At 72.3% G+C, this 5,614-nt stretch carries 6 protein-coding genes; 4 read left to right on the top strand and 2 right to left on the bottom strand.

All coding sequences use genetic code 11. The annotated features are described in order from the left end of the window. Positions 1–299, top strand: a 299-nt coding sequence (locus KME77_RS26880) for a hypothetical protein (RefSeq protein WP_219471734.1), incomplete at its 5' end; no start/stop codon positions are given. 69 nt (positions 300–368) lie between these two features. Here KME77_RS26880 and pseI read toward each other — a convergent pair. After that, positions 369–1,412 carry a pseudaminic acid synthase gene (gene pseI, locus KME77_RS26885; RefSeq protein ID WP_219471735.1) on the bottom strand — a complete coding sequence of 348 codons (1,044 nt, stop codon included), beginning with the start codon at positions 1,410–1,412 and terminating at the stop codon, positions 369–371. Continuing rightward, positions 1,409–1,909, bottom strand: a complete 501-nt coding sequence (locus KME77_RS26890; protein ID WP_219471736.1) for a GNAT family N-acetyltransferase — start codon at positions 1,907–1,909, stop codon at positions 1,409–1,411. Before KME77_RS26890 ends, pseI begins: the two co-directional genes overlap by 4 nt. A 159-nt stretch (positions 1,910–2,068) precedes the next feature. Here KME77_RS26890 and KME77_RS26895 point away from each other — a divergent pair, with 159 nt between their 5' ends. From KME77_RS26895 to KME77_RS26905, 3 genes are read left to right on the top strand one after another with little or no spacing between them, the layout of a single operon-like run. Beyond that, positions 2,069–3,517: a glycosyltransferase family 2 protein gene (locus KME77_RS26895; protein ID WP_219471737.1), complete on the top strand. Its 1,449-nt coding sequence runs from the start codon at positions 2,069–2,071 to the stop codon at positions 3,515–3,517. Between the two features lie 49 nt (positions 3,518–3,566). After that, entirely contained in the window at positions 3,567–4,394 is an 828-nt protein-coding gene (locus tag KME77_RS26900; RefSeq protein ID WP_219471738.1) for a CDP-alcohol phosphatidyltransferase family protein, read from the top strand. Between the two features lie 19 nt (positions 4,395–4,413). Then, positions 4,414–5,463, top strand: a complete 1,050-nt coding sequence (locus KME77_RS26905; RefSeq protein ID WP_219471739.1) for a sulfotransferase family protein — start codon at positions 4,414–4,416, stop codon at positions 5,461–5,463. Positions 5,464–5,614: the final 151 nt, after the last annotated feature.

The raw sequence follows: 5,614 nt of genomic DNA on the forward strand, positions 1-5,614 counted from the left end.
TCCGGGTGGCCACCGGGGGGGCCTGGCCCGTCTGGGAGCTGCTCCACCTGGGCGCGCCCGCCGCGCTGAGCTGGGTCGCCGCCAACCAGCTGATCGGCTACGAGGCGCTGGTCGGCGGCGGCATCGCGGCGGGGCTCGGGCCGGCGCCCGACACGGCGGCCGTGGAGGTGCTGGCCCGCCTGCTCGGCGACCCGGCCGAGCGCGAGGAGTACGGCAGGCGGGGCGCCGGGCTGGTGGACGGCCGCGGCAGGGAACGCGTGGCCGACGCGCTGCTGCGCCTGCTCCGAACGGGACGCTGAACGAGGTTTCGGGTCAAGCAGGACGCTGTCTCAGATCAAGCGGGATGCTGTCTCAGATCAACCAGGACGCTAGACGAGGTCCCACGTCAAAGGGGTGCCGATCGTGGCGTCCCGGGCGAAGCGCCGGCCCATGACCTCGGCCGCCGCCGCCGGGGGCAGCCCGCCCGCCGGCCGGATCGACCGTACGTTGTGCTCGGTCACCGGCTCCCCGGCCCGCACGTCCCGTACGACGTACAGCGACCGCCGGAACCGCAGCCCCTCGCTCTCCGAGGCCCGCGGCCCGATGACCGCGCTGCCCAGCGACTGCCAGGCCCGCTCGCTCTCCACCACCAGCGTGGCCAGCTCGGCCGGCTCCAGTGAGAACGCCGAGTCCACGCCCCCGTCGCCGCGGTCCATGGTGACGTGCTTCTCGATCAGGCAGGCCCCGAGCGCGACGGCGGCCAGCGCGGCGCCGATGCCCGGGGTGTGGTCGGAGATGCCGACGACCGCCCCGGTGAGCCCGGCCAGCAGCGGCAGCGAGCGCAGGTTGCTCTCGGCGGGCGCGGCCGGGTAGGAGGCGGTGCAGGTCAGCATGGCGAGCTGGGCGCACCCGGCCGCGCGGGCGGTCTCGGCGGCGGCGTGGATCTCGCCGACGGACGCCATGCCGGTGGAGATGATCAGCGGTTTGCCGGTGGCGGCGGCCAGCCTGATCAGCGGCAGGTCGACGATCTCCGAGGAGGCGATCTTGTACGCCGGCGCGCCGAGCCGTTCGAGCAGCTCGACGGCCGTCGGGTCGAACGGTGAGGAGAAGGCGACCAGCCCCCGCCCGCGCGCCCTGGCGAAGATCGGCTCATGCCACTCCCATGGCGTGTGCGCCCGCTCGTACAGGCGGTAGAGCCGCTCGCCGCCCCACAGCTCGTGCCCGTCGCTCAGCCGGAAGGCCGGGCCGTCGGCGTCGACGGTGATCGTGTCGGGCCGGTAGGTCTGCAGCTTCAGCGCGTGGGCGCCGCTGTCGGCGACCGCGTCGACGATGGCCAGGGCCTGTTCGAGGCGGCCGTTGTGGTTGCCGGACATCTCGGCGATGACGAACGGCGGGTGTCCCGCGCCGATCCGGTGGCCCGCGATGGAGATCACGAGTAGTCCTCCCTGTTGAGCTGGACGGCTATGACGTCGCGCCGCACCCCGCCGACCTCGCGCGGGTAGACGGCGACCTCGGTGAAGCCGAAGCGGCGATGCAGCCCCCTGGCCGGTTCGTTGCGGGCGAGCACCTCGCCGCGCAGCGTGCTCAGCCCGAGCGGGCCGAAGGCGTGGTCGATGGCCGAGCGCTCCAGCCCGATCCAGGCCGGCAACAGCGCCCCCGTGCGCTCCAGGCCGTCCAGGTCCAGGTAGAAGCCCCATTCGGCGCTGAGTGAGCCGGGCGTCAGCCCGGAGAAGGTCACCACGCCCGCCGCGGCGCCCTCGTGCACGTAGATCAGCACCTGACGGGCCGGGTCGCGGCACACGCCCGCCCACCAGCGGGTGTGCTCGGTCTCGGCGATGACGTGCGTGGTGAGGCTCGACGCCCGCACGCGCGGATGGTTGCGCCATCGGCGCAGATCGGGAACCTCGTGGTCGTGTACGGCTCTCAGCACGGTCTCCCCCTACTTTGCGTGCTCGATCCAGTGCACAAGGTAGCGGATCCGTGTCCGGTAAAGAGCTGATCAGGGACGGGCATCGAACGACCGCCGGGGGTGACGGTCAGGGCATGCTGCCCTCGGTCAGCCACGCCGACTTAGAGGGAGTCCCCCGGCATGATGCCCATGCTCAGCGTCGTCGTCCCCGTCTACAACGTCGAGCCGTACATCACCGAGTGCCTGAAGTCGCTGGCGGTGCAGACGCTGCGCGACATCGAGGTCATCGTGGTCGACGACGGCTCGGTGGACGGCAGTGCGGCGGTGGCGGCGGAGTTCGCGGCCCGCGACCCTCGCTTCAGCCTGGTCGGGCAGCCGAACCAGGGGCCGGGCCCGGCCCGCAACACGGGGATCCGGCTGGCCAGGGGCGCCTATCTGGCGTTCGCCGACGGTGACGACGTCGTGCCGCCCAGGGCGTACGAGCTGCTGGTCGGCTCGCTGCGGCAGAGCGGGTCGGACCTCGCGTGCGGCGGGGTGCTGCGGCTGCGGGAGGGCGGGCTGGGCGCGTCGTCGCTGCACGAGAGGGCGTTCAGGCGGCACGCGCGGCGCTCGCACATCCTGGAGCGGCGGGTGCTGGTCAGGGATCGCACGGTGTGGAACAAGGTCTACCGCGGCGACTTCTGGCGCGAGCACGGGCTGGAGTTCCCGGCCGGCATCTACGAGGACGTGCCGCTCAGCATGCGCGCCCACGTGCTGGCCGCCGGGGTGGACGTGCTGCCCGACGTCGTCTACCACTGGCGCGAGCGCGAGGAGGGCGAGACGTCGATCACGCAGCGCCGGGCCGAGCTGCCGAACCTGGCCGAGCGGCTGACCGCGATCCGGGCCGTCAGGGCGTTCCTGGCCGGGCAGGCGCCCGAGCTGATCGACGCCTTCGACGGGCTGGTGCTGGAGAAGGACGTCGTCTTCCTGTTCCAGGCGCTGGAGCGGGCCGAGGGCGAGGAGGTCGAGGCGCTGCTGGACCTCGCCGACGAGTGGCTGGACGGGGTGAGCCGCGCCGCGCTCGGCTCGGTGCCGTCGCTGCGCAGGCTCGAACTGCACCTGCTGCGGCGCGGCCTGGTCGAGGAGCTGCGCGAGGTGCGCAGGTTCCGGCGCGAGAGGGCGGACGGCGTCCGCGTGGTGCCGCGCGGGCTGCGCTCGACCGGCTGGTACGGCGACTACCCGTACTTCCGGGACAGGACGCTCAGGATCCCCGACTCGGTCTTCGACGCCCGCGACGAGCTGCGGCTGCTGGCCACCGTCGACGAGTGCCGGTGGACCGGCGGCGCGTTCCAGGTGCGCGGCCAGGTGGCCATCCAGCGCGTGGACAGACGGCCGGGCCGGGTCAGGCTGTGGCTGGGCGACGGCCGGCTCCGGGTGCCGCTGGACGTGCGGCGTACCGGGGCCAGGGGCTTCGTGACGGCGATCGACCCGCGGCGGCTCGAAGGGGGCGGCCCGAGCTGGCGGCTGTACGCCAGGGCCGAGACGCGCGGTCTGGTGCTGAAAGGGTGCTTTCGTGATGGCCAGGCCAGGAAGGCCTGGCGATTGTCGGTGCCGGGATGGTCAAGAACCGGCATGGACATGCCCCAGTAGTTGCAGAGCGTCATGATGCTGTGACGGCGCGTGGCCATGCTTGGAGTCCATGAGGACCTATTCGCTCGATGACGTCCACGCGACACGCAAGCGGAGAGACTCCTGGTGGACCGTGTACTTCGTGGACCCCGTCGCCTGCCGGGCGGCCCTGGTGGTGGCCAACCGCACGCGGCTGACGCCCAACCAGCTCACGGTGATCTCGCTGGTCCTCGGCATGGCGTCGGCCGCCTGCCTGGCCATGGACCAGCTCGCCGCGGGGGCGGCGATGTTCTACCTGAGCTTCATGGTGGACTGCCTGGACGGCAAGATCGCCCGCCTGAAGGGCACGGGGACGCCTTTCGGGCTGTGGCTGGACTACGTCGGCGACCGGATCAGGGTGGTGTTCTGCGCGGCCGGGCTCGCCTACGGACAGTACGCGATCACCGGTGACGTGAGCTACGTCGTCCTGGGCGCCGCGGTGGCCGTGCTCGACCTGTTCCGCTACGTCAACGCGCCGCAGATGAAGCGGGTCCGCGAGGCGATCAAGGCCGAGGCGGGCGACGAGAGCGACGAGAGCGAGGACGAGCCCGTGGGCGCGGCGGTGGCCGACGAGCCCGTGGTCGCCCCGGTGCGGGAGCGGCGGGTCAGCTTCCTGCGGCGGCTCAACCGGTACCTGGCCCGCCACCGGGTCCGCTCCCACCTGATCAGCGGCATCGAGTTCCACGCCGCGGTGTTCGTGGTCGCGCCGCTCGTGGGGACAGTGGCGCTGATCCCGCTCGCCGTGGCCGCCAGTGTCCTGCTCCTGGCCAACGAGGTCTTCCTCGTCTACCGGATGTGGCTTTTCTCGCGCCGGCACAGCGTGCTTTCCCGGGGCGGCCGGGAGCACGTTCTCGTCTGAAGTCTTTTCGGGGGTTGAAATGTCTGACAGGCCGATTTTTGTTGTGGGATGCCCGCGCTCCGGCACCACAATGTTGCAGCTCATGCTCCACTCGCACCCGCGGATCGCGGTGCCGCCGGAGACCAGGTTCCTGGTGCCGGCGTACTACCGGCGGCGGGCGTTCGGCGACCTGCGGGTCGAGCAGCGCCGCCGCGCGCTGGCGGAGTGGATCACCAGCGACCGCAGCACCAAGTTCCGTGAGCTGAAGATCGGCAAGGCCGACTTCATCCGTGAGGCGGCCGAGGGGCCCGGCTCGCTCGGCTCGGTGATCGGCACCGCCTTCCGCATGTACGCCGACCGCTTCGACAAGGCCCGCTGGGGCGACAAGCGGCCGAGCTACGTCAAGCAGGTCGACATCCTGCTCAGGCTCTTCCCCGACGCCCAGATCGTGCACCTGATCAGGGACGGCCGCGACTGCGTCGCCTCCCTGAAGGAGATGCCCTGGTACACGCTCGACTCCTTCCACGCGGTCGCCACCTGGGCCGAGGCCATCGACGCGGGCGTCAAGCTGCGCCGCAGCATGCCCGGCGACAGCTACTACGAGCTGCGCTACGAGGACCTCACCGACGACCCCGCGACCGAGCTGAAGAAGCTGTGCCACTTCCTCGACGAGGAGTTCGTGCCCGCCATGGCCTCGCCGCGCGAGGCGGCCAGCGTGGCGGTGCCCGCGCACAAGGTGTGGCACAGCAACACGCACGGCGAGGTCACCCGGGCCCGGGTGGGAAGCTGGGGCAAGCGGCTGGAGGACTGGGAGGTCGCCCTGTGCGAGCACGTGCTCGGCGGGCGGCTGGAGGCCAACGGCTACGAGCTGACCGGCGCGTCGCCGGCGGCCAAGGAGCACGTCCTGTCCTGCCAGAAGACGCTGCAGAAGCGCCGCGCCGGCCGGCTGCGCAAGGCGGTGCGCGACCGGCTCAACCGGCTGCGCGAGCCGAGCCCGGTCGCCGCCCTGCTCACCTCCGGCCAGCAGACGCCGGGCGGGGTGCCGCGGCAGCGCGCCGACTCGCACGAGCTGACCGAGCCGGTGCTCTGACCCGGAAGCTCTGACGGTCACCTGGACAGGTGGGTGAAAAGCCGTTCCCACCTGTCCAGCACCTGGTCGAGCCGGAAGGCGCCGGCCCGCGCCCGGGCGGCGGCCCCCAGCCGCCGCCGCTCCGCCGCCGACCCCGTCAGCCCCGCCGGGC

This window comes from Nonomuraea rhizosphaerae (assembly GCF_019396405.1).
Taxonomy (GTDB): Bacteria; Actinomycetota; Actinomycetes; order Streptosporangiales; family Streptosporangiaceae; genus Nonomuraea; species Nonomuraea rhizosphaerae.